Genomic DNA, 24,197 nt, shown 5'->3' with positions numbered 1-24,197 from the left:
AGCGAGAATCAGGGTCGTGCATCTTCGCCAACGGGTGGACGGCGGACGGCAGCTATTGAAGATCTCCTTCCCGTGGGTACTTCCCATTTCGCCAGGCACAGCAGCGTGGTTGCGGCCATGTACTTTGCTACGCTGAACCACGAATTGAAGATGCGCGACTTCCCTTCAATGCGCAGATTCATCGAAACCGGCACTTCCGAAATCGTGAGGCCTGCCCTGCGTATCAAAAGCAGGGCACCAAGATCCTGGTAGTCCAGCAGGGTGGCTTCGCGGGAAGCCAACACGCCCATGACCTCGCGGTTGTACAGCCGAAATCCGGAAGTCAAGTCGCGCAGGTCGAACCCTGCCAGTTGGCGAAACCACCGCCAGGCGATCTGGCGCAGTCGGCTGGCGCGCTCTGGGAATGCGCCTACGATCAAATCCGCTTGGCCGCGTGCCTGGAGCAGCGTCGGGATTTCCTGCACTTCGTGCTGGCCGTCGGCGTCCATGGTGATGACGGCCTGGTACCCGCCACGCAGGGCGTGGCGAATGCCTGCCTGCATTCCGCCCCAAGCACCCATAGGAAGTACCGGACTTAGGACTGTTGCTCCAGCCGCGCGCGCAATCGAAGCCGTATCGTCTGTGCTCTGATCGTTGATGACCAGCACGTTGTTCCAGCCCGCAGCCTTCAGGTGGTGTAGCACCGACCCAATGGCAGCGGCCTCGTTGCGAGCGGGAATGACGATCAGTACGTCCTTCTTGTGCGGTGATCCATGGGCCGTTTCCGGTGCGGCCAGTGCATATTGTGCGGAGACCTGCTGTTCACAGGCGACGATGGAAAAATACCGATCCAACGCCTGCTGCCCCGCATGACCCCACTTCGTGCGCAGTGCGGGGCTGTTTTTCAGTTGCTCTATGGCGGCCTGCCATCCGGGCACATCTTCTGGCGGAACCCGCAGGCCTGCGCCGGCCTTGGACACCACCCATGGCATGCCAGAGCCCGGCAAATCCGACACGATGCAGGGTTTGCCGTGGTGCATGGCTTCCAGCAGCACCATGCCGAAGGCTTCGGTGCGTTCGCGCGAGGCAAGGCAAAACACATCGCAACTTTGCAGTAGGAAGGTTTTCTCGGCATCGTCCACGTTGCCAAGCAAGCGCACGTTGGCGGATCCGTCGGGCGGGGTGTGGGCCTGGATCAGCATTTGCAATTTGCTTCGCAGTTCGCCCTCTCCTGCGATCAGGAGTTCCACGCCGCTCAGGCCAGCTGCGGCTTGAATCAACGTTTCAAAGCCTTTGTAGTAGGTTAGCCGTCCGATGGACAGCAAGCGCAGGGTATTGGTGCCTCCATTCCACGGTGTTGGCGTGGGGGCGGGGCTGTTCAGCGGGGCAGCCCCGAGGCCCAGTGGAATGACGGCTGATTTGCTTCGCCAATTTTGGAGGGGCTCGCTGGCTTCCAGATAGGGCGTTGACGTGGCAATGATGCGTTCAGCACGCCTCAGCACTGCCTGTTCGAACGGCCGGTAGAGACGATAGGCTAGCGCTACGGCAATCCGGATCTGCGAAACCACTACATCGGAATGCCAGTGCACCACCCAAGGCAGCGCGCGGGCCTCGGAAAGCGTCAGCGCCCAAAGGGCCGAGTTATTGGGCATGTGAAGATGCAATATCTCGGGTTGATGCCTGCCAATGGCATTCTTCAGTGCGGTGCGAAACCCCAGGGCCATGGGGGCATAGACCAGCTGGAACTGCACAGGCACTCGCACGAGCCAAGGTGGATCTCCAGGCTCAGGACTGCCGTGCACCACTGCAGCAGCATCGATGCCCGCGGCGCGCTGCGCCTTGATGAGGTCGGCCAGAAAAACTTCCATGCCTCCTCGGTACGGAGGATAGAACTTGCCTACATGCAGGACACGCAAAGCCACGGCGTTGGGCCCGACGTTATTTCTTGCCTGCCGCAATCACAGCGCGCATCTGAGCGTACTGCTGGTTGCGTGGATCCAGCGCCATTGCTTGATCCAGGTCGTTCAGGCTGTCTGCCCCCTGGCCTGCACGGTGGTAGGCCATGGCACGGCCATAGTAAAGGGGCGCGGTGGGCGCGCTGGCAATCAGGGGGTTAAACAACGCCAGGGCTGCCTTGGTGTCGCCCTTGCCCACCTGTGCCAAACCCAGGCCAAGCAACAATTTCTGATCGTTGGGATGCTTTTGCAACAGTTCGTTAAAGCCGCGAATGGCTTCGTCGAACAGTTGTGCTGCCATGGCCGTTTCCAGCCGGCGCAAGCGAAGTGTGGAGGCAGTGCTCTGCTGCCGTGGATCCCCCTCGGCTTTGCCCAGCGCGACGGTAAAGCTCTCGAACGCCGGGATGAATTGGCCTAAAGCGGCTTGCGACTCTGCGCGCTGATAGTACAAGGGCATGCCGGTATAGCCTTGGGCCTCGGCCACTGCGAACGCCTGGAGTGCTTCAGCGTGCCTTTGCTTGAGCTGTAGAATGGCACCAGCATTGAACCGTGCGCTGCCTCCTAGTTCGCCGCGATCCCCCAGGGCCAAGGCTGTGGAGATGCTGCGTTCTGCCGGCTCCACCATGCTTCTGCTCTGGTAGTACGCGCCCAGGTTCAGGAATGGACGGCTGCGTCCCACAGCGTTCGCGGGTGCCCGGAGATCGATTTTTTCTGCCGCATCTGTCCAGGCCGTCACCTCATCGCGCAACGACAGATTGCGCTCCAGCGCCAGCGCACCGAACAGCAAACCCAGCACGGCACCAAGCGCATAGATTGCCCGGGGCCTGAAGCCCGTGAGTGCAATCGCCAGCAATCCGGCAAGTGCCACCCCCCAAAGATAGCTGCGGTACAGTACGAACGGATCCTGCACCCAGACGGTGATGAACTCCGTGGCAAACCACAACAGCGGAAAGAGGACAAGCAGCGCAGCAAGGCTGAGTGCGCCCGTGCGACGCAGGAGCAGCCAAGCCGCGCCGCAAAGCAGCGCCACGTAGCCAAAGGCTCCCACGACATGCCAGGATGATGTAAAACCCAGCGGAAAGGCCGGGCGCAAATCGATGGACATCCATCCAACATAAGGCACCACCCACAGCAGGCCATAAGCAAAGAAGAGTGCAGCCTGGTTGAGGATGCTCAAGGGGAACATCTGCTGCGAAATTCCAGGCCGCAGCGTCTCAAGCTGCTGGGCGAAGGCCACGGACTGCGCATCAAAGAGCTGGCCTATCAGCTCGCCGCGAAAGCGCAGGAGCGCGGCAGTAGCCAAGGCCAGCAGCAAGAGCGTGGCTCCCATCGCCATGGCGATGTTTTTGAGGCTGGGGCGGCGAACATGGACATACAGTGCCATGCACACGGCGACGGTCATGACCGCATGCTCTTTGGACAGCAAGGCCAGCAAGTAGCTGGCCAATGCGCCCACATACCAGACCATTCGCTGTGTTTCCAAAGCGCGCACAAACGCCCAGCACGCGAGCACCGAGAACAGCGTTGCCATGAGGATTGATCGCTGTACGAGGTAGCCCACCGCGTAGACGGCTACCGGATTGAGCGCAAACAAAGCGATGCCCACGCGCAATGCGGCGTCTTGGGATGATGCGAAGTGAGCCTGTTCCTCGATGTCCTGCGGGAAGCGGGTATGGGCCATCAGCGACTTGAAGAGCGCGTACATCGCAGCCACCACACCCAGGTGCAACGCCATATTGACCAGCCGCTGCTTCCACCAGCCGCTGCCCACGAGCTGGTCGACCCAGACGAAACTGCCATACGACACCATGCGCTGCTTGATCTCCAGCAGGTTGCCGTACCTGCCGAAGATGGAACCATCCGTGAGCCGCATGTCATCAAACAGCAATTCGTTGTGGAGTCCAGGCACGTAGACGCCCAGCACGGCCAACAACAAAATCAGAGCGTAAAGATAGGGTGCTTTGCCGTGTGCAGCCATGAGGGCGAGTGGGGGATGTGGGCTGCGCGCCTGCAAGAAAACGGTACAGCGAAGGCAGTGTAGCAGACCAAAAATACGCGGCGAACCGTGAAAAAGCCCACAAAACAACTGCCTGCGGCGTTGCATATGCCGCACATACATTCGCTTTCTGTGGTGTTGATTTGTTACATGCGCACCTCGCCCGCGGACCACGGCACCCGTCATTCCCGGGCACTGTGGGCCAGCATCAATTCCAGGTTCTGAACCGCGGCCCCTGAAGCCCCTTTGCCCAGGTTGTCGAACACCGCGGTCAGAAGCACCTGTCCATGGCGGTCGTTGGCGAAGACCCCCAACTGCAGCTGGTTGGTGCCGTTGAGGGCCTGCGGGTCCAGATGCTCGGCCGCCTCGGCCTGGGCAAGGTCCATGACGTCGACATGCGCCGCGCCAGCGAAGTGGTGCGCGAGGCAGGCGTGCAAGTGCCTGCCCGTCGTGCCCGCAGGCAGCTGCCGCAGCAAGAGCGGAATGGTGAGCGCAATGCCCTGGCGAAAAGAGCCATAGGCGGGCAGGAAGAACGGGCGCTCAGACAGGCCTGCATGCAGGGCGATCTCGGGCGTGTGCTTGTGTTCCAGCTGCAGGCCGTAGATCTGGAAGGCCGGCGCGTTGGCGGTGTGGGCGCCTTCATGCTCCTCCACGCGCGCCCGGCCGCCACCTGAATAGCCAGAGACTGCGTGGATGGTGATGGGGTGGTCCGCAGGCAGCAGGCCCGCCTGTACCAGAGGCCGCAGCAGGGCGACGGCACCGGTGGGATAGCAGCCGGGATTGCTCACGCGCCGGGCGCGGGCGATTCGCGCGGCCTGCTCTTTGTCCATTTCGGGAAATCCGTAGACCCAGCCGGGGGCGGTGCGGTGCGCGGAACTCGCATCGATCACGCGGACCGAGGGATTGACGACGGCGGCGGCCGCTTCCCGCGCCGGGGCATCCGGCAGGCAGAGGATTGCGACGTCGCAGCTGTTGATGGCCTCGGTCCGCCGGGCCGCGTCCTTGCGCTCGCCCTCGGGCAGCGTCAGCAGGCGCAGGTCTGTGCGATGGCGCAGACGGTCGTGGATCTGCAGCCCGGTGGTGCCCTGGTCGCCATCGATGAAAACAAGGGGAGCGCTCATGGGGTGTTCCTGGTGTGTGAATGTGGGTACGGAATCTTCAACGGAGGCATAGAATTTGAAAAGTTGAATTTCACAAACATCAGCATCAGTTTTACTGAACGTCATGCGCGAACTCAATCTGGACCGCCTGCGCACGCTGGTCACCATCGCCGACCTCGGCTCGTTCGCCGAGGCCGCCCGCGTGTTGCACCTTGCCGCGCCCACGGTCAGCCTGCATGTCGCCGACCTGGAGGCGCAGATAGGCGCGCCCCTGCTCGTGCGCAAGCGTGGCGAAGTGAAACCCTCCGGCGTGGGCGAATCCTTGGTCGAGAGGGCGCGCCGCCTGCTGGAGGATGCCGAGGAGGCGCTGGACGTCGTGCAGCGGCAGGTCCAGGGCCTGTCGGGCCGCGTGCGGCTGGGTGCCTCCACCGGTGTCATTGCGCACCTGCTGCCCCGGGCGCTGGAGGTGGTCGGGCAGCATCACCCCGGCATTGACGTGCAGGTGGCGGTGCTCACTTCGCAGGAGACCATGGCGCGCCTGGCCAACGGCTCGCTGGATGTGGGCCTTGTCGCGCTCCCGCAGGGCGCCGTGCAAGGTGTCAAGGTGCTGCCGTGGCGGCGTGACCCGGTGATGGCGTTTGTCCCGGCCGCATGGCCCGCACCCCGGCGTGCGACGCCGCAGTGGCTGGCGAGCCAGCCGCTGATCCTCAACGACGTGGGTACCAGCCTGTCGCGCCTGGCCAGCGAGTGGCTCGCCCTGGCGGGCAGGCATCCCAAGGCGCGCATCCAGCTCAACTACAACGATGCCATCAAGAGCCTGGTGGCGGCGGGTTATGGGGCCACCCTGTTACCGCACGAGGCGTCCGCGGCCGTGCCACTGGACCCGCGCATCCGCATGCTGGCGCTGCGCCCCGCACTGTGGCGGCCACTGGGCATCGCGCACCGGGCGGGGGCGGTGGAGCGGGCGACCCAGCATGTGCTGGACGTGCTGTGGCAGCAGCGGCAGGCGTGAAGGCGCAACGAAGGCGTGTGGGCGGCCTGGGGAGCATTGGCGTCGCGGCGCGCCGGCAAGAACCCGTACCGAGAAGATCTGCCGGTGGCGCCCGCCTCTGCATGGCCTCGTGCTACGGATTGAGTAGCGGTTTGGGGGCCCTGGCGGCGGTCTTCACGGTGCACGCCTTCGGGGCCCTGGCGGCGTCAGGCCACGGCATCCGGCGCAAGCGCGCTCAGCACCATGCGCACGATCAACGCTTCGGCGTTTTCATAGTCGCGTTCGGTCAGTGACGGCTTGCCCAGCAACAAGGCGAATTGCGCCTCCTGTTCCGCATAGGCCTGCGTCACGGACCAGATGATGAACATCAGATGGGTGAAGTTCACCTTGGCGATGCGGCCTTCGCGCGCCCAGCGCTCGAAAGTGCGCACCTCGGTCTTGAGCAGCGGGCCGACGCGCTCGCGGATGGCCTTGCCATAGCGTGGTGCACCGGCAATCACCTCTTTGGTGAATACCTTGGCTCCCTGGGGGTGCACGCGCGAGTATTGAAGCTTGGCACGGATGTAGCGGCGCAGGGCCTGCTGGGGATCTTCGCTGTGCGAAAGGTCCTCCATGCCGGCCAGCCACTGGGTGAGCACGTCGTCCAGCACACGCTGGTACAGCGCTTCCTTGCTCGGAAAGTAGTACAGCAGGTTGTGGCGGCTGATGCCGATGGCGGCCGCTATGTTCTCCAGCGAGGCGCCTTCGAAGCCGAATTGCGCGAAGTGGTTCTCGGCCTCCGCCAGGATGCCCTGCTCCTTGAGCAGGCGGGATGCCGTGGGCGCGCGGGTGGCGGCCGTGTCGTCGAGGGCGGGGGATCTCGGTGCCTTGGCCCGCGGGGGCGCGGCGGGATCTGGAGGGGACTGGCGGGCGTCTGTCATCGCACCATTGTGGAACAAGCGAGGCCTCGAAGACTGGCAATTGGCTGGCATGGCGCTTGCTCTAGGGATTTTACCAATTGGTAAATTTTTACGGGTTGGTAAATTGACCCACATCGCAGGGCACCGCGGCAAATAAAGCGGCGGGCACCTGCACCCCACAGCGAGGACCACGATGAAACCTCCGAAGTTCGCGGGCGCAAGCATTCTGGCTTGCGCTGCGTTGGCTGGCACGCGGCATGCCCGCCACAGGTGCCACAAAGCCCCAGGGCGCGGGGCGGCCCGTGCCGCGCATGCCTGGATCTCCACCCCGAACCTTCCGGAGCAAGACTGATGGACACACCCGCAAGCCGTGCCTGCGGCATACATGCCGCGCGCCTGAACCTGGCCGACTACGCCCGCAACTTCAGCGACGCGCACCCGCCGCTCACCCGCCCGCAGGCGCTGATCGAAGCCGAACGCTGCTACTACTGCCACGACGCTCCGTGCGCCACGGCATGCCCCACGGGCATCGACATCCCGTCCTTCATCCATCGCATCGCGCAGGACAACAACCGGGGCGCGGCCCGCGCCATCCTGCAGGCCAACCCGCTGGGCGGCATGTGCGCCCGCGTGTGCCCCACCGAGGTGCTGTGCGAGCAGGCCTGCGTGCGCAACACCAACGAGGACAAGCCGGTGGAGATCGGCTCGCTGCAGCGCTACGCCACCGACGCATTCTTTGCCAGCCCGGGCGCACCGTTGTTCCAGCGCGCAGCCTCCACCGGCTGCCGCGTGGCGGTGGTGGGCGCAGGGCCGGCTGGCCTGGCATGTGCCCACGGCTTGGCCGTGCGCGGCCATGACGTGGTGCTGTTCGAGGCGCGCCCCAAGCTGGGCGGCCTGAATGAATACGGCCTGGCCAGCTACAAGACGACCCACAACTTCGCGCAGAAGGAAGTGGAGTGGCTGCTGTCCATCGGCGGTATCGAGGTACGCACGGGCCAGCAGCTGGGCCGTGACATCACGCTCGACAGCCTGCTGGGCGCCTACGATGCGGTGTTCCTGGGCCTGGGCCTGCAGGGCGTGAACGCGCTGGGCGTGGCTGAGCCCACGGCCACCGGCCTGCGCAATGCGGTGGACTTCATCGCCGAGCTGCGCCAGAGCACCGATCTCTCGACCCTGCCCGTGGGCCGCCGCGTGGTGGTGATCGGCGGCGGCATGACGGCAGTGGATGCCGCCGTGCAGTCGCGCAAGCTGGGCGCCGAAGAAGTGACCATCGTCTACCGTCGCGGCGCAGAGGCCATGTCGGCGTCCGCTGTGGAGCAGCAGTGGGCGCAGACGAATGGTGTGACCATCCGCCACTGGGCTGCACCGAAAGAGGTGCTGAGCGAAGGCGGTGTTGTCAAGGGCGTGCGTTTTGCCGCCACGGCGCTGAGTGGCGGCAAGTTGGTGGAAACCGGCGAGACCTTCATGCTGGAGGCCGACATGGTGCTCAAGGCCATCGGCCAGACCTTTGTGGCCGAGCCGGTGGGTGCCTCCATCGCGCTGGAAGCCGGGCGCATTGTGACGGACCTGGAGGGCCGCACCAGTCTGGCGCGCGTCTGGGCCGGAGGCGACTGCCGCGTGGGTGGCCGCGACCTCACGGTGGAGGCGGTGGAGCACGGCAAGGTCGCCGCTGTCTCCATGCATCAAGCGCTGAGCGTGCCCGTGGCACTCGTGGCCTGACGTCGTCAACTGCAACTCACGGGAGCACCCCATGGCAGACATTCGCAGCAATTTTCTGGGCATCCAAAGCCCCAACCCCTTCTGGCTGGCCTCCGCACCGCCCACCGACAAAGAGATCAACGTCACCCGCGCCTTCGAAGCCGGTTGGGGCGGCGTGGTCTGGAAGACGCTGGGCGAAGACCCGGCCGTGGTCAACGTCAACGGCCCGCGCTACTCCACGCTGATGTCGCAAGACCGCCGCGTGATCGGCCTGAACAACATCGAGCTCATCACCGACCGGCCGCTGCACACCAACCTGGAAGAGATCAAGCGCGTCAAACGCAACTGGCCCGACCGCGCCATGATCGTCTCGCTAATGGTGCCCTGCGAGGAGCAGAGCTGGAAGAGCATTTTGCCGCTCGTCGAGGACACCGGCGCCGACGGCATCGAGCTCAACTTCGGCTGCCCGCACGGCATGAGCGAGCGCGGCATGGGCGCCGCCGTGGGCCAGGTGCCCGAGTACATCCAGATGGTCACGGCCTGGTGCAAGCACTACAGCCGCCTGCCCGTCATCGTGAAGCTCACCCCCAACATCACCGACGTGCGGCACCCGGCGCGCGCGGCCAAGGCGGGCGGGGCGGACGCGGTGTCGCTCATCAACACCATCAACTCCGTGATGGGCGTGGACCTGGACCGCATGGTGATGAGCCCCAGCACCGACGGCTGGGGCTCGCACGGGGGCTATTGCGGCCCGGCCGTCAAGCCCATCGCGCTGAACATGGTGGCAGAGATCGCGCGCGACGCGCAGACCGCCGGCCTGCCCATCAGCGGCATCGGCGGCATCACCACCTGGCGCGACGCGGCCGAATACATCGCCCTGGGCTGCGGCACGGTGCAGGTGTGCACGGCGGCCATGGTCTACGGTTTCAAGATCGTGCAGGACATGTGCGACGGGCTGTCGAACTTCATGGATGAGCACGGCTACGCCACGCTCGACGACTTCAAGGGCCAGGCCGTGCCCACCGTCAAGGACTGGAAGAACCTCAACCTCAACCACATCGAGAAAGCCGTCATCAACCAGGATGCCTGCATCCAGTGCGGCCGCTGCCATGTGGTGTGCGAAGACACCTCGCACCAGGCCATCACCTTCACCAAGGACGGTGGCGTGCGCAAGTTCGAGATCAACGAGGCCGAATGCGTGGGCTGCAACCTGTGCGTGTCGATCTGCCCCGTGCCTGAGTGCATCACCATGCGCGCGCTGGAGCCCGGCGAGGTGGATGTGCGCACGGGCAAGACGGTCACCGGTGAATACGCCAACTGGACGACGCACCCCAACAACCCGCAGCGCGTGCCGGCGGCGGCATGACGCTGGAGGCGCCCGATGTGGTGCGCGTTCGCAACGCGTGCTGCGCTGCATCTGGTGCGGTCCTTGCGTGATCTATAGCATCGCTCGCTTCCTTTGGCCCGCATCTGAATGCACCGGGGCGCCGGACCAGACAGCGGGTTGTGTGCAACCCCAATGAGGTCTTTGACAGGAGTACAGGCATGACGAACAGTACCGGTGGCGCTGCCCATGTGGCGGGGCTGATGCCCGGCGCAGCATCCAACACGCTGGCCAACGAAGATTTGCTCCCCACCACCGCCGCGCAGCGGCACTGGACCTGGAAGGACTTTGCCGCGCTCTGGGTGGGCATGGTGGTCTGCGTGCCCACCTACACCATGGCCAGCTCCATGCTGGACCAGGGCTTCTCCTGGCAAATGGCCGTGTGGCTGGTGTTCCTGGCCAACTGCATCGTGCTGGTGCCCATGGTACTCATCGGGCGCGTGGGCCCCAGGTACGGCGTGCCGTTTCCGGTGCTCGCCCGCGCATCGTTCGGCGTGAAGGGCGCCAACCTGCCCGCCGTGCTGCGCGGCCTGGTGGCCTGCGGCTGGTTCTCCATCAACTGCTACTTTGGTGCGCTGGCGCTGCATGGCTTCCTGAACATCGTGGGCATGAACCTCGCGGGGCCGGCCGATGGCCAGACCATCAGCACCTCGCAGTTCATGTGTTTCCTCGCCTTCTGGGCGGTGCACATCTGGTTCATTTGGCGAGGGCCGGAATCCATCCGCAAGCTGGAGGTGATCGCCGCGCCGCTGATGATCGCCGCCTCCATCCTGCTGGTGGTGGTGCTCATGGTGCGGGTGCCCTCGGGCCAGCTCTTCAACCTGCCCGCCAAGGTGGTGGAAGGCGGGCCCAAGACCTGGGCCGCGCTCACCGGGCTGGTGGGCTTCTGGGCCACGCTGGCGCTCAACATTCCGGACTTCACGCGTTTCGCCAGATCGCAGAAGGACCAGGTCCTGGGCCAGGCCATCGGCCTGCCGATTCCCATGGCGCTGTTCTCGATGGTGGGCGTCATCGGCTTTTCCGCGTCGGCCATCCTGTACGGCAAGGCCCAGCTGTTCCCCGACGGCCTGTTGACCCAGATGGGCAGCGTGGCGGCCGGCCTGGGCCTGCTGGTGATCCTGCTGGCCAACCTGACCACCAACGTGGCCGCCAACCTGGTGTCGCCTTCCTATGATTTCAGCCAGTGCGCGCCTACCAGGATCAGCTTTCGCATGGGCGGCATCATCGCCGCGCTGATCGGGCTCGTGTTCATGCCCTGGAAGATCCTGGCCACATCAGGCGGCTACCTCTTCACCTGGCTGGGCGGCTACGGCACGCTGCTGGGCGCGATCGCGGGCATCCTGCTGGTGGACTACTACCTGGTGCGCAAGAGCGAGCTGAAGGTGGATGACCTGTACCGCCGCGGCGGCGAGTACGAATACAGCAACGGCTGGAACCTGCATGCGCTCATGGCCTTCTTCCTGGGCGTGCTGCCGTGCCTGCCGGGCTATCTGGCGGTGTCGGGCGTGGTGGACAAGGCCGGCATGCCCGCCATCTGGCTCACCCTGTTCGATTCGGGCTGGTTCTTCAGCCTGGCCGTGGCCGGCACCTATTACTACCTGACCGCGAAGAAAAAGCAATGACCTCCGGCCCTGCCTGGGCCTGGTGCCAGCGCAGGGCCTCTTTTTGATCTGCATCCCTGAAGGAGATCCCCATGACCCAAGCCCTTGTGATCCGCGGTGGAACCGTGGTCAATGCCGACCGCGAACAGCCGGCCGATGTGCTGTGCGTGGACGGCCGCATCGTGGCCGTGGGCGAGAGCGTGGCGGCGCAGGCCCCCGCGGGCGCACAGACCCTGGACGCCAGCGGCCAGTACGTGCTGCCTGGCGGGATCGATCCGCACACGCACATGCAATTGCCGTTCATGGGCACCGTCACCATGGACGACTTCTTCACCGGCACGGCCGCGGGCCTGGCCGGGGGCACCACGAGCATCATCGACTTCGTGATTCCCGACCCGCAGGAGCCCATCCTCGACGCCTACCGAAAGTGGCGCGGCTGGGCCGAGAAGTCGGCTGCCGACTATTCCTTCCATGTCGCCATCACCTGGTGGAGCGAGCAGGTGCGCGCCGACATGGGCACCCTGGTGCAGCAGGAAGGCGTGAACAGCTTCAAGCACTTCATGGCCTACAAGAACGCCATCATGTGCGACGACGAAACCCTGGTGAACAGCTTCAAGCGCGCGCTGGAGCTGGGCGCCATGCCCACGGTGCATGCCGAAAACGGCGAGCTGGTCTACCTGCTGCAGCAGGAGGTCGCCAAGATGGGCATCACCGGCCCCGAGGGCCACCCGCTCTCGCGCCCGCCCATGGTCGAGGCCGAGGCCGCCAACCGCGCCATCGCCATTGCCGACGTGCTGGGCGTGCCCATCTACGTGGTGCATGTGAGCTGCATGGAGTCGGCCGACGCCATCGCCCGCGCCCGCGCGCGCGGCCAGAGGGTGTACGGCGAGGTGCTGGCGGGGCACCTGCTGGTGGACGACAGCGTATACCGCGACCCGGACTTCGCCAAGGCCGCCGCCTATGTGATGAGCCCGCCCTTTCGCCCCAAGGTCCACCAGGAGGCGTTGTGGCGCGGCCTGCAGTCGGGCCAGCTGCACACCACCGCCACGGACCATTGCACCTTCTGCGCCGCGCAGAAGGCGGCAGGCAAGGACAACTTCGCCAAGATCCCCAACGGCACGGGCGGGGTGGAAGAGCGCATGGCCGCCATCTGGGATGCGGGCGTGAACACCGGGCGCCTCACTCCCTCTGAGTTCGTGGCCATCACCTCGGCCAACTGCGCCAAGCTGTTCAACATCTACCCGCGCAAGGGCTTCATCGGCGAGGGTGCCGACGCCGACCTGGTGCTGTGGGACCCCGAGGGCACCAAGACCTTCTCGGCCAAGACGCAGTTCAGCAAGGGCGACTTCAACATTTTTGAAGGCCGCACCGTGCGCGGCATCCCCAGCCACACCATCAGCCAGGGCCGCGTGGTGTTCGCCAACGGCGACCTGCGGGCCGAACAGGGCAAGGGCCGCTACATCAAGCGCCCCGCGTTCGGCGCCAACTTCCAGGCCGTGCAAAAGCGCGCGCAGGACCTGGCGCCTACCGCTGTCGCACGTTGATGGACTCGCTGACCGATTCAATGCCGCTGGAGAACACCATGGACACCAAAGTCAAACCCGATATCGAGAACCTGCGCATCAACGGCCAGCGCCTGTGGGATTCGCTCATGGAGCTGGCGCAGATCGGCGCCACCCCCAAGGGCGGCGTGTGCCGCCTCACCCTCACCGACCTGGACAAGCAGGGCCGCGATCTCGTCACCCGCTGGGCGCGCGAGGCGGGCATGACGGTGACCATCGACAAGATCGGCAACGGCTTCATGCGCCGCCCCGGGCGCAACAACAGCCTGCCGCCCATCATGACCGGCAGCCACATCGACACCCAGCCCACGGGCGGCAAGTTTGACGGCAACTACGGCGTGCTGGCGGGCATCGAGGTGGTGCGCACGCTCAACGACCACGGCATCGAGACCGAGGCGCCCATCGAAGTCGCGTTCTGGACCAACGAAGAAGGCAGCCGTTTCGTGCCCGTGATGATGGGCTCGGGCGTCTTCGCCAAGGCCTTCACGCTGGAGCACGCCTACGCCGCCACCGACACCGAGGGCAAGACCGTGAAGGGCGAGCTGGAACGCATCGGCTACATCGGCGACCAGGAACCCGGCGACCACCCCATCGGTGCCTACTTCGAAACCCACATCGAGCAAGGTCCGGTGCTGGAAGACAACGACAAGACCATCGGCGTGGTCAGCGGCGTGCTGGGCATCCGCTGGTTCGACTGCACCGTGACCGGCATGGAAGCCCACGCCGGCCCCACCCCCATGGCGCTGCGCAAGGATGCGATGCTGGCCGCCACGCGCATCATGCAGGACGTGGTGGCGGCAGCCCACCGCCACCCGCCGCACGGACGTGGCACCGTGGGCATGGTGCAGGTGTTTCCGAACAGCCGCAACGTGATCCCCGGGCGGGTCAAGTTCAGCATCGACCTGCGCAACAGCACCGACGAACTCGTGGACCAGATGGCCGCCGAGGTGAAGGCCCTGGCCGGGCAGGTGGCCCAGGAACACGGCGTGCAGGTGCACATCGAGATGGTGTCCAGCTACCCGGCCCAGGCCTTCCACGAGAACTGCGTGGAGGCCGTGGGCCGCGCGGCCGCCAAGCTCGGTTACAGCCACATGCCCGCTGTCTCGGGCGCGGGGCACGATGCCGTGTACATGGCCAAGCTGGCGCCCAGCGGCATGATCTTCATCCCGTGCAAGGACGGGATCAGCCACAACGAGATCGAGGATGCCAAGCCCGAGCACATCACGGCGGGGTGCAACGTGCTGCTGCATGCCATGCTCGAGCGGGCGGGGACTTGATGCTATCTAGATAATAGCTGCCAGCGCTTGATGTACAAGCGCTGGCAGCAGTTCTTGCCCGAAATGCGGCCGTGCGCCGTCAGTGCAGTTCCGTCAGCCCCAGGAAGTGGTCCAGCATGTGGAAGTGGTCTTCAAAGAACTCCTCTTCCAGGCCCGCCAGCTGGCCGATGGGCGTCCACTGCACCAGCATCGCATCGTCATCGGCCTGCACCACGGGAAACGGCGCGTCCCCCAGATCGAAGTAGTGCGCGTGCGTGAGCGTGCGCCCGCGCTGGCTGCGGTCGGGGTGGTCGAACACGGCCACCGACTGCAGGGCGGCGCGCATGGTGGCCTCGGGCAGGTTGCAGTGGGTTTCTTCCACCAGTTCGCGCAGGCACGACTGCCACACGGTTTCGCGCTGTTCGATGAAACCGCCGGGCACCGCCAGCTGGCCCTTGCCGGGGGCGTGGGCGCGGCGTATCAGCAGTACATGGTCGCGGCAGCGCAGCACGGCGTCCACCGTCACGAACACGGGCGGATAGGGCGCGGCCGCCCAGGCCTGGCGGTAGCCGCGCAGCATCCGCCACTCCTGCTGCAGCGCCAGGTAGTGCGGGGTCTGCGCGAACTGGACCAGCGTGGCCAGGGTGCTGGGGGGCATCTGGTTGGCCAGGGGGGCGAGGGCGGAGGGAACGGTGTCGGGGCTCGCACCAAACCAGGCGTCGCGGATGGCCGTGGCGTCGATGGGGCCCTGGCGCTCCACATGGATGAGCTCCCAGCCGGGGAACGCGCTCAGGTAGCCGCTGGTGGCGTCCTTGAAGTGGCCCACCAGCCCGGTGCGCGCATTCGGTGCGGTCAAACGCGCCACACCCTGGCGCACGGCCTGCACCCACACGGCCTCGTTGTAGTAGTCGCGCATGGGCAGCACCTGCACGCGGCTGCGGTCGGCCTCGGGCAGCGCCATCAGCAGCATGGCTTCGCGCTCCTGCCAGGTGAAGGGGTTCTTGGGCGAGCGCGCCTGCCAGGCCGAGCCCACCACCACGATGACCTGCTGCGCGCTGTCGAGCGCGCGCCGCAGCAGCGCGATGTGGCCGTTGTGCACGGGTTCAAAACGCCCGATGTAGATGGCGGTATCGAGCATGTGTCTCCATTGCTGGGTTGTATTTTTGAGGTTTTTTGGCCGCTGGCGCTTGTCCATCAAGCGCCAGCAGCTATCTTTTTTGTAGTGATTTTATCTGATCGATGGTTCATGCATACCGTGCCGCAATCGGCATCTGCCGCCCGCTGCCAAAGGCCCGGGCCCGCACGCGCACGATGGGCGGGGCCTGGCGGCGTTTGTATTCGTTGCGCGCTACCATCATGCGCACGCGCTGCACCAGCGCGCGGCCGGCTTCTTCCTGCTGCAGCTGCGCCACGAAGGCCTGCGCGGCCGCATGCTCGGCGCTCGACAGGCGGTCGCCCTCGATCAGCAGCTTGAGCACTTCGTCCAGCACCGGGTAGGGGGGCAGGCTGTCCACGTCGCGCTGGCCTGGCGCCAGCTCGGCGGACGGCTCCTTGTCGATGATGGCCTGCGGAATCAGCTCGCGCCCGGCGTGTTCGTTGACATGGCGCGCAAGCGCGAACACCTCGGTCTTGTACAGGTCGCCGATCAGGCCCAGCCCGCCGTTGGTGTCGCCATACAGCGTGCAGTAGCCCACCGAGATTTCCGACTTGTTGCCGGTGGTGAGCAGCAGGTGGCCGAAGGCGTTGGAATACTCCATCAGCACCGTGCCACGGATGCGCGCCTGCAAATTTTCAAGCGGCAGGCCCGCCAGCGGCGGGCCAAAGCTGGCCTCGAACTGCCGCGCGTAGCCCGCCACCAGATCGGCGATCGGGTGCGTGAAGAGCTGCACGCCCAGGTTGCGGCACAGCGCCACCGAGTCATCGACCGAGCCGCTGCTGGAATAGCGCGAGGGCATGGTGATGCCCACCACGTTCCCGGGTCCCAGCGCCTCGGCCGCCAGCGCGAGGGTGAGCGCGCTGTCGATGCCGCCCGAGCTGCCCACCACCACCTGCGTGAAGCCGCAGCGCCGCGCGTAGTCCGAAAGGCCCAGCACGATCTGCTGGCGGTAGAAATCCATCGTGGGCAGGCCCTGCTCCGGCACGGGCGCGGGGCGTGCGCCTTCCGCCGTGAAGAAGCTTCCGCCCTCGAACCGGAGCGTGCGCACGTCCTCCACGAAGCGTGGCGCCTCGAAGACGATGCCGGCCTCGGGCTCGGCGGCGAACGAGGCGCCGTCATACACCACCTGGTCGTGCCCGCCCACCTGGTTCACATACAGGATGGGCAGGCCGTGCCGGCGCGAGGAGCCGCCAAAGATCTGGTGGCGCTGTTCGCGCTTGCCGATGTGGCTGGGGCTGGCATTGATGCTCACCACCAGGTCGGGTGCCGCGTCGCGCATGCGCTCGAAGGGGTTCGTCGCGTAGTCGGCGCCGTGGTCGTTCCAGCCGTCCTCGCAGACCAGCAGGCCCACCTGGGCGTTGCCGATGCGCAGCACCTTGGCCACGTCGGGCCCCGGCTCGAAATGGCGGCGCTCGTCAAAGATGTTGTAGGTGGGCAGCAGCTGCTTGGCGTATTGCAGGCGCACGGTGCCGCCCTGCAGCACCAGCAGGCTGTTGTGCAGCCGCTTGCCGGGGCCGCGCGCGGGCGTGGGCGCACCCACCACCCAGTGCAGTTGCGGCAGCCCGGCGGAGGCCTGCTGCAGCGCGGCCAGGCCGGCCTCGATGCGCTGCTGGAAGGCGCTTTCCTCCAGCATGTCGCCGGGGTAGTAGCCGCACAGCGACAGTTCGCTGAACACGATGAGGTCGGCCTGTTCGCGCGCCGCCTGCTGCGCGGCGGCCACCATGCGGGCCACGTTGCCCTCGATGTCGCCGACGGTGAAGTTGAGCTGGGCGATGGTGATGCGGAGCATGGTGTCATTCCTCCTAAGGTTCGATTTCGTCGGCAGCCGCCGACACGGGCGCAGCCCATGCCAGGGACGCCGAGCAAGGGCCGCCCCGCAGTGAGGGCGTCGTCTCCCCGGAGGAAGGCGCGAAGCGACTCAGGGGGGCTTCTTATGCAATGCTGAAGACCTGGCGCAGGTATGCCAAGTATGTTTCATCGTCGCACAGCGTCTTGCCGGGCGTGTCCGAGAGCTTGGCCACGGGCTGGCCGTTGGCGTGCGTGAGCTTCATCACGATGTTGAGGGGCTTGTGGTCTGCGCCCATGTCGTTGGTGAGGTTCGTGCCAATGCCAAACCCGAGCTGCGTGCGGTCGCCAAAGTGGCGGTACAGCATGAGGGCGCGCTCCAGGTCGAGGCCGTCGGAGAACACGAGCCGCTTGGTGTGCGCGTCGATGCGCAGCCTGGCATAGTGCGCCAGCGCCTTTTCGCCCCAGGCCACCGGGTCGCCCGAGTCGTGGCGCAGGCCGTCGAACAGCTTGGCGAAGTACAGGTCGAAGTCGGCCAGGAAGGCGTCCATGCCCACCGTGTCGGTCAGCGCGATGCCCAGGTCGCCCCGGTACTCCTGCACCCAGTCCTCCAGCGCGGCCTTTTGAAAGTCGCGCAGCCGCACGCCCAGCGCCTGGTAGGTTTGCAGGTATTCGTGCGCCATGGTGCCGATGGGCACCAGGTTCAAATCGCGCGCCAGCAGCACGTTGCTGGTGCCCTTGAACCACTGGGGTGTCTGCTCTGCAAATGTCTTGACCACCTCGCGCTGCCAGTCGCCGCTGTAGCGGCGGCGCAGGCCGAAGTCGAACAGCTCGAAGGGGTGGCGCAAGGTGGCTTGCCGGGCCAGGTCCTGCAACCGCTGTACCTTGGCGGCCAGGCGCTCGCGCCCGCTGGCCAGCGCTGCTGCCGCCTCGAAGCGGCGAAAGTACAGTTCGTTCACGATGGCCAGCACGAAGATCTCGAAGCCCATCACATGCACCTGGGGGCCGCGGGCCACGATGGTCAGCGTGTCGCCCTCGGCCCGCGCCTCGATGAAGTTGCGCTGGAACTGGAAGAGGCGCAGGAAGTCGACGAAGTCGCTCTTGATGAAGCGCAGGCCGCCCAGGTAGTCGAGCTCGCCCTTGGTAAAGCGCAGCGAGCACAGGTGGTCCAGCTCGGCGTTCACCTGCGGCAGCAGCTCGGACAACGGGTACAGGGGCTGGTTGCGGCACACGAAGCGGTATTCGCTTTGTGTTTGCGGATGGCGGTGCAGCAGGGCCTGCCACATGGTGAACTTGTACAGGTCGGTGTCGAGCAGGCTGGTGATGATGCGGGTCATGATGATGCTCCTGTTTTTATAGCTTGTTGCGCTTTTTCCGCAAGCGCTAGAGGCTGATTTCCGTGCTGGTGGCCAGCTGTACGCCCTGCGCGCGCATGGCGTCGAGGAAGGCCTGGTGCTGCGCCTCGAAGCCGCCCACGGGGCTCATGCAGTCGGTCAGCAGCACGATGTGGCCGGGCCGGGCGCTCGCCGCCTGCAGGCGGGGCAGGTGCCGCACGATGTGTTCGGTGGTGGCGCGCACGCAGTGGCTGCTGGCCTCGCCGGCGATGAGGAGCAGGTCGGCGGTGTCGAGCGCCGCGAGCAGGCGGGTGTTGAGGGCGGTGTCCGGGTCGGTGGCATCGACCACCTCGGCCTGGATCGCGCTGTAGTGCTCGGTCCAGGGGTTGGTGCCCTTGAACACGTGGTGCACCGCGCGCTGTTGCTGCAGCTGCCAGTCGCCGCAGGCGGCCAGCACGTCGGCATGCACGCCGTGGCCCCAGCTGCCGATCTCGCAGTGCACCGGCCAGACCATGAGCGTGTAGCGGGCCTGGGCTTCCAGCGCATCCAGGTAGGCCAGCGTGCGCGGCAGTGCGGCGGCGCTGCGGGGGGTGAAGGCGCCGCTGCGCACCTGGGCCGCCGTGATGGGCGTGAAGGGCGCGACGGCCGACCCGTCGGCCTGCTGCCAGAAGCCGGGGTGGGCGATGTCGAAGCGCTGGTGCGAATCGAGCGTCACCGTGATGGCGTCGAGCCGCCCCGCCTGCGCGCGGATGAAGGCGGCCGCGCGCTGCAGGTCGGCGTGGGCGCCAGCCACGGGCAGGCTGGGCATCGTGCGGGTGCCGTCCGGCTGGCGGGGTTGCCAATCGGCCGGCAGGTCGCAGAAGTCGTTTTGCGGGTCGATCACCAGCAGCTGGATATTGCGGGCCATGGGCTTCTCCTTCGGTATGGAGGCAGTGTAGGTTTGTTAGGTTAATAATGCAACTAACTAATGTGAAACCTCATGTTTCCGCTGTGCGCCAGCGGCCAGCACGCAAGCGCTTGGGGTTTGCGCCGCCCGGTGGTAGCCTCGTTCGTATATCTCTGCAATGAACCATGTGCCTTCCCCCATGAACGACGACAGCGCCTGTGCCGTGATCTGCACCGTGGATGTGGTGCTGCTGACTCTGGAAGAGGGGGTGCTGAAGGTGGCCCTGGTGCGCCGGGAGCACGCGCCGTTCGCCCAGGCGCTGGCGCTTCCGGGCGGTTACATCCACGCTCAGGACGATGTGGACGCCCAGGCCGCCGCCGCCCGCGTGCTGCGTGCCAAGGCGGGCCTGGAGAGTCCCTATCTGGAGCAGCTGGCCACCTTCTCGGGCGCGGTGCGGGACCCGCGGGGCTGGTCCCTGGCGGTGGCGTATTGTGCGCTGGTCCCGCCCGGGACGCTGGCCCAGGCGGAGGGCCGTGTGCACCTGGTGGCCGTGGACGGCGGCCTGCCGCCGTTGCCGTTCGACCACCGCCAGATCGTCGACGCCGCCGTGTTGCGCGTGCGCAGCAAGAGCCAGTATTCGTCCATGCCCGTGCACCTGTGCGCCGAGCCCTTCACGCTGCCGCAGCTGCAGGCGGTCTACGAAGCCGTGCTGGGCGAGGCGATCAACAAGGTGAGCTTTCGCCGCAAGATGGACGAGCTCGCGATGCTGGAGGCACTGCCCGGTGCCCTGCAGACCGGCGGCGCCCACCGGCCCGCGCAGCTGTACCGGGTGCGTCCCGCCTACCGGCGCAGCCTGTCGCTGAGCGCACGGGGGCTGTAGCGCCCTGGCGGCGGCGGCGCGCACGCACGAACGAACGAACGAACGAAAAAGTTGGACCGCGCCGGGGAAATCTGGCACAAACGCAAACTTTGTGTCCCACGAAGGGTGGGTGCGCGCCGGCGGCCCGGGAGGGCCGCCAACGCACCGCCAACAACAACAAGCCGGCCCGACGCTGGCGCCTGAGGGTCATCCATGTCTTTGCGGCTGAAATTCAATCTGGTGCTGGCGGGTGTGCTGCTGCTGGCGGTGGTGGGGGCGGGGCTGTACGTGCACCGCTTCCTGCAGCAGTCGGCGATCGAGGAGGTGCAGCACAACTCGCAGATCATGATGCATGCGGCCATGGCGATCCGCGACTACACCACCGAGCTCGTCAAGCCGCATCTGGACGTGACGCTGGCGGAAAAATTCCTCCCCCAGACGGTGCCAGCCTATGCCGCCACGGAGACCCTGCGCCGCCTGCAGAGCCGCTTTCCCGGGTATGAGTACAAGGAGGCGGTGCTCAATCCCACCAATCTGCGCGACCGCGCCACGGAATGGGAGGAGCGCATCATCGGCGACTTCCGCGAAGGCCGCGCGGACCTCAAGAAGGAGGTTTCCGGCGAGGTGGGCGAGGGCATGCACCGCGCCCTGTACGTGGCCCGCCCCATCACCATCAAGCAGGCCCAGTGCATGACCTGCCACAGCACACCGGCCGTGGCGCCCCCCACCATGCTCAAGGTGTACGGCGACAAGAACGGCTTTGGCTGGGGCATGAACGAAACGGTGGGCATCCAGGTGGTGAAGGTGCCGATGTACTTCCCGCTGGAGAAGGCGCGCCAGACCTTCTATACCGTGATGGGCGCGCTGGTGGGCAGCTTCGTGCTGCTGTTCGTGGTGCTGAACCTGTCGCTGTCCTCGCTGGTGATCGAGCCCATGGCGCGCCTGAACCGCAAGCTCGAGGACCTGGCCACCAAGGACTTCCTGACTGATCTGGTCAACCGCCGCCGCTTCTTCGAACGGCTGGAGACCGAGATGGCCGACACCCGCATCAAGAAGAGCCACCTGTCTGTGGTGATGTTCGACATCGACTTCTTCAAGCGCATCAACGACACCTTCGGGCACGATTCGGGCGACGTGGTGCTCAAGAGCACGGCACTGCGCGTGCGCGAACTGCTGCGCTCGTCCGACTGCGCGGCGCGTTTCGGCGGGGAGGAGTTCATCATCCTGCTCAAGGAAACCCCGGTGGACGCCGCCATGGCCATGGCCGAGGCCGTGCGTGCCCGCATCGCCGGCGCGCCCTTCGATTCGGTGGGCCATGTGAGCGCGAGTTTTGGCGTGGCGACCTGGGACCACCACGAAGACGCCCATGCCCTCATCAAGCGCGCGGACACCGCCCTGTATGTGGCCAAGTCCCGGGGCCGCAACTGCGTGGTGCAGGCCGAGGAAGCGGTGGCCTGAGGCGCTGATCACGTTCCCCCGCGGGGGCGCGACGCGCAATTCACGCACTGTCTTCACATGGGGTGAGAAGGGTGCCGTCGCCGCTCAGGCAGTCGTCGTCTTTGCTTCTTCGTAGGTCGCCAGGTATTCCTTGGCCAGCTGCATCTTCTGCTTTTCGGTCAGCAGCTTGCCGGCCATCTGGAAGAATTTGTGTTCCTCTTCTTCCAGGTGGTGCTCGACCTTCTCGGCCAGTTTTTTGGCCAGCGGCAGCCAGGCGGGCGTTGCGGGGTCGGCATCCTCCAGCGATTCCACCAGTTCATCGAGCTGGTGGTGTTCGGAGATCGCGTGGCGGGATAGATCAACGCCCGCATCGTGCGCCATCAGCGGAATGTAGAAATGCCGCTCCTCGGCCAGCTCGTGCGCCAGCAGTTCTGTCTTGAGCTGCTCGAACAGGTCGTGCCGCTCGGGCGTGTCGCCGCTGGTATCGACCAGCTGCTTGCACAGCGCGCGCTGCCGTTCGTGGCTTTCGCGCAGCGCTTCAAAGATGTTGAGGGCCATGGGATTCCTGATTTCTTTTCTTGTGCGTGGATCGTGGGGGTGCAACCAAGCCGTGGCGGCTACTTCAGCGCCTTGCGCGCGGCGCCCACGCCCACGGCGGCGAGGACCACGAACACCACGGCGATGATCAGGAAGATCACGAACAGCACTTTGGCAATGCCAGCGGCGCCGGCAGCCACACCGGTGAAGCCCAGCGCGCCTGCAACCAGGGAAATCAGGGCAAAAATGATGGCGTACTTCAGCATGATGGTCGCTCCTTGCGGGGGTTGAAGAGCAGCCCGGGGCTGCGTGAGGGTGTGCAGGAACGATACCGGTGGGGCGGGTGCGCGGCCGTCAGCCCGGGCGGGTTGCCGCTGTAGGAGAGGGCCCCTGGGCGCGGCTGCCAGACGCAGCGCGAAAAAAAGCCGCAACGCCTGGGCGTTGCGGCTTGGGGCCGGGGAGGGCTTACGGCGCGTGATTCGCGCGGCGGGTTTTACAGCCCTGCTGCTGCACGCAGTGCCGCCGCCTTGTCCGTCTTTTCCCAGCTGAATTCGGGCTCTTCGCGGCCGAAGTGGCCGTAGGCCGCCGTCTTTTCGTAGATCGGGCGCAGCAGGTCCAGCATCTGGATGATGCCCTTGGGGCGCAGGTCAAAATGCTCACGCACCAGCGCTGCCAGACGCTCGTCCGACACCACGCCGGTGCCTTCGGTGTAGACGGTGATGTTCATCGGCTCGGCCACGCCAATGGCGTAGGCCACCTGGATCTGGCACTGGCGCGCCAGGCCGGCAGCCACGATGTTCTTGGCCACGTAGCGGGCGGCATAGGCGGCCGAGCGGTCCACCTTCGTGGGATCCTTGCCGCTGAATGCACCGCCGCCGTGGGGGCAGGCGCCGCCGTAGGTGTCCACGATGATCTTGCGGCCTGTGAGGCCGCAGTCGCCTTGCGGGCCGCCGATGACGAAGCGGCCCGTGGGGTTGATCAGGTAGCGGGTGTCCTGCAGCCATTCCTTGGGCAGCACGGGCTTGATGATCTCTTCGATGATGGCTTCGGTGAACGAGGCCTTCATCTTGGTCTGGGTTTCGCTCTGGTCGGGGTGGTGCTGGGTGGAGAGCACCACGGTGTCGATGCTGTGGGGCTTGCCGTCCACATAGCGCATCGTCACTTGCGACTTGGCGTCGGGGCGCAGGAAGGGCAGGCGGCCGTCCTTGCGCAGCTGGGCCTGGCGCTCCACCAGGCGGTGGGCGTAGTAGATGGGCGCGGGCATCAGCTCGGGCGTCTCGTCGCAGGCGTAGCCGAACATCAGGCCCTGGTCGCCGGCGCCGGTGTTCAGGTGGTCGTCGGACGCGTGGTCCACGCCCTGGGCGATGTCGTTGGACTGCTTGTCATAGGCCACGAGCACGGCGCAGCCCTTGTAGTCGATGCCGTAGTCGGTGTTGTCGTAGCCGATGCGCCTGATGGTGTCGCGCGCCACCTGGATGTAGTCCACGTGGGCGTTGGTGGTGATCTCGCCGGCCAGCACCACGAGGCCGGTGTTGGTCAGCGTTTCGGCGGCGACACGCGAGCGGGGGTCCTGCTTGAAGATCGCATCGAGAATCGCGTCCGAGATCTGGTCGGCCACCTTGTCGGGGTGGCCTTCGGAGACGGATTCCGAGGTAAAGAGAAAGTCGTTCGCCATTTGAATAAACTCCTGTGTTCCGGCATTTGGGGCGTTGCCCTCACCCCGAAGGAGCTTTGGCGAACGCTTTAGCAGAATTATTTAACGTCGCCCTGCAAGTTGCTCAT

General features: G+C 65.8%; 19 protein-coding genes. 8 read left to right on the top strand and 11 right to left on the bottom strand.

From position 1 onward, the window contains the following. Positions 1-8 precede the first annotated feature (8 nt). The 3 genes from AC1RVY_RS04245 to argC form a co-directional block, all read right to left on the bottom strand. Positions 9-1,847, bottom strand: coding sequence for a glycosyltransferase (locus tag AC1RVY_RS04245; RefSeq protein ID WP_492805461.1), 1,839 nt, complete (start codon positions 1,845-1,847; stop codon positions 9-11). 70 nt (positions 1,848-1,917) lie between these two features. Further along, positions 1,918-3,912 (bottom strand): tetratricopeptide repeat protein, encoded by a 1,995-nt coding sequence (locus AC1RVY_RS04240; RefSeq protein WP_492805459.1) that lies wholly within the window; start codon positions 3,910-3,912, stop codon positions 1,918-1,920. Between the two features lie 200 nt (positions 3,913-4,112). Then, positions 4,113-5,051, bottom strand: coding sequence for an N-acetyl-gamma-glutamyl-phosphate reductase (argC, locus tag AC1RVY_RS04235; RefSeq protein ID WP_492805457.1), 939 nt, complete (start codon positions 5,049-5,051; stop codon positions 4,113-4,115). A gap of 103 nt (positions 5,052-5,154) precedes the next feature. On the opposite strand from argC, the gene AC1RVY_RS04230 reads away from it, so the two are divergent. Then, complete coding sequence (locus AC1RVY_RS04230; protein WP_492805455.1) at positions 5,155-6,042, top strand: LysR family transcriptional regulator; 888 nt, start codon at positions 5,155-5,157, stop codon at positions 6,040-6,042. Between the two features lie 185 nt (positions 6,043-6,227). Here the strand turns inward: AC1RVY_RS04230 and AC1RVY_RS04225 are convergent, their stop codons facing one another. Beyond that, entirely contained in the window at positions 6,228-6,941 is a 714-nt protein-coding gene (locus AC1RVY_RS04225) for a TetR family transcriptional regulator C-terminal domain-containing protein (RefSeq protein ID WP_218340367.1), read from the bottom strand. Between the two features lie 330 nt (positions 6,942-7,271). Between AC1RVY_RS04225 and AC1RVY_RS04220 the strand changes: the two genes are divergently transcribed. The 5 genes from AC1RVY_RS04220 (at position 7,272) to AC1RVY_RS04200 (ending at position 14,442) form a co-directional block, all read left to right on the top strand. Further along, the gene (locus tag AC1RVY_RS04220; protein WP_492805453.1) at positions 7,272-8,639 is read left to right on the top strand and encodes an NAD(P)-dependent oxidoreductase; all 1,368 of its coding nucleotides are present in this window, start codon (positions 7,272-7,274) and stop codon (positions 8,637-8,639) included. A gap of 31 nt (positions 8,640-8,670) precedes the next feature. Continuing rightward, positions 8,671-9,984, top strand: a complete 1,314-nt coding sequence (gene preA, locus AC1RVY_RS04215; protein WP_218340365.1) for an NAD-dependent dihydropyrimidine dehydrogenase subunit PreA — start codon at positions 8,671-8,673, stop codon at positions 9,982-9,984. 179 nt (positions 9,985-10,163) lie between these two features. Next, a complete protein-coding gene (locus AC1RVY_RS04210; RefSeq protein WP_369641623.1) occupies positions 10,164-11,624 on the top strand; it encodes an NCS1 family nucleobase:cation symporter-1 in 1,461 nt (486 codons plus the stop codon). A gap of 71 nt (positions 11,625-11,695) precedes the next feature. Beyond that, positions 11,696-13,147 (top strand): dihydropyrimidinase, encoded by a 1,452-nt coding sequence (gene hydA, locus AC1RVY_RS04205; protein WP_218340363.1) that lies wholly within the window; start codon positions 11,696-11,698, stop codon positions 13,145-13,147. 38 nt (positions 13,148-13,185) lie between these two features. Then, positions 13,186-14,442 carry a Zn-dependent hydrolase gene (locus AC1RVY_RS04200; protein WP_492254678.1) on the top strand — a complete coding sequence of 419 codons (1,257 nt, stop codon included), beginning with the start codon at positions 13,186-13,188 and terminating at the stop codon, positions 14,440-14,442. A 79-nt stretch (positions 14,443-14,521) separates the two neighbouring features. Here AC1RVY_RS04200 and AC1RVY_RS04195 read toward each other — a convergent pair whose 3' ends face one another. From AC1RVY_RS04195 to AC1RVY_RS04180, 4 genes are all read right to left on the bottom strand, one after another. Beyond that, positions 14,522-15,559, bottom strand: coding sequence for a bifunctional nicotinamide-nucleotide adenylyltransferase/Nudix hydroxylase (locus AC1RVY_RS04195; RefSeq protein WP_492805450.1), 1,038 nt, complete (start codon positions 15,557-15,559; stop codon positions 14,522-14,524). 106 nt (positions 15,560-15,665) lie between these two features. After that, entirely contained in the window at positions 15,666-17,366 is a 1,701-nt protein-coding gene (locus AC1RVY_RS04190) for an NAD+ synthase (RefSeq protein ID WP_492805448.1), read from the bottom strand. A gap of 142 nt (positions 17,367-17,508) precedes the next feature. Next, entirely contained in the window at positions 17,509-18,699 is a 1,191-nt protein-coding gene (gene pncB / locus AC1RVY_RS04185) for a nicotinate phosphoribosyltransferase (RefSeq protein ID WP_492805446.1), read from the bottom strand. 46 nt (positions 18,700-18,745) lie between these two features. Then, positions 18,746-19,603: a cysteine hydrolase family protein gene (locus tag AC1RVY_RS04180; protein ID WP_492805445.1), complete on the bottom strand. Its 858-nt coding sequence runs from the start codon at positions 19,601-19,603 to the stop codon at positions 18,746-18,748. A 157-nt stretch (positions 19,604-19,760) separates the two neighbouring features. On the opposite strand from AC1RVY_RS04180, the gene AC1RVY_RS04175 reads away from it, so the two are divergent. Next, positions 19,761-20,462 (top strand): NUDIX hydrolase, encoded by a 702-nt coding sequence (locus AC1RVY_RS04175; protein ID WP_492805443.1) that lies wholly within the window; start codon positions 19,761-19,763, stop codon positions 20,460-20,462. Between the two features lie 192 nt (positions 20,463-20,654). Further along, positions 20,655-21,899, top strand: a complete 1,245-nt coding sequence (locus AC1RVY_RS04170) for a diguanylate cyclase (RefSeq protein ID WP_492805442.1) — start codon at positions 20,655-20,657, stop codon at positions 21,897-21,899. Positions 21,900-21,983: 84 nt separating this feature from the next. Here the strand turns inward: AC1RVY_RS04170 and AC1RVY_RS04165 are convergent, their stop codons facing one another. From AC1RVY_RS04165 to metK, 3 genes are all read right to left on the bottom strand, one after another. Continuing rightward, a complete protein-coding gene (locus AC1RVY_RS04165) occupies positions 21,984-22,436 on the bottom strand; it encodes a hemerythrin domain-containing protein (RefSeq protein WP_218293402.1) in 453 nt (150 codons plus the stop codon). Positions 22,437-22,495: 59 nt separating this feature from the next. Next, positions 22,496-22,681 (bottom strand): DUF1328 domain-containing protein, encoded by a 186-nt coding sequence (locus AC1RVY_RS04160; RefSeq protein WP_218340356.1) that lies wholly within the window; start codon positions 22,679-22,681, stop codon positions 22,496-22,498. A gap of 227 nt (positions 22,682-22,908) precedes the next feature. Continuing rightward, positions 22,909-24,090 (bottom strand): methionine adenosyltransferase, encoded by a 1,182-nt coding sequence (metK, locus tag AC1RVY_RS04155; protein WP_492805440.1) that lies wholly within the window; start codon positions 24,088-24,090, stop codon positions 22,909-22,911. Positions 24,091-24,197: the final 107 nt, after the last annotated feature.

The organism is Acidovorax sp. GW821-FHT11A03, assembly GCF_058809075.1.
Note: the sequence above shows the minus strand (reverse complement) of the source record. Positions and strands in the feature narration are given on the sequence as shown.